This is a genomic window from Oceanobacter antarcticus (assembly GCF_044962685.1).
Lineage (GTDB): Bacteria > Pseudomonadota > Gammaproteobacteria > Pseudomonadales > Oceanobacteraceae > Oceanobacter > Oceanobacter antarcticus.
Map to the genome: position 1 here is coordinate 1 of NZ_JBBKTX010000125.1, position 243 is coordinate 243.

Annotated in this window: 1 rRNA gene; it reads right to left on the reverse strand. The window is 50.2% G+C overall.

The features are described from left to right. Nucleotides 1-221 (reverse strand): 23S ribosomal RNA (locus tag WG929_RS21430); the annotation flags it as partial. Between the last annotated feature and the right edge of the window lie 22 nt (nt 222-243).

The window sequence follows — 243 nt, forward strand, 5'->3', positions numbered from 1 at the left end:
GATTTCTTTTCCTCGGGGTACTTAGATGTTTCAGTTCTCCCGGTTCGCCTCTTACACCTATGTATTCAGTGCAAGATACCTGTAAACAGGTGGGTTTCCCCATTCAGAGATCTCCGGGTCACAGGTTGTTTGCCACCTCACCGAAGCTTATCGCAGGCTACCACGTCTTTCATCGCCTCCAGATGCCAAGGCATCCACCGCGCACGCTTAGTCACTTGACCATATAACCCCAAACCGTTTTAC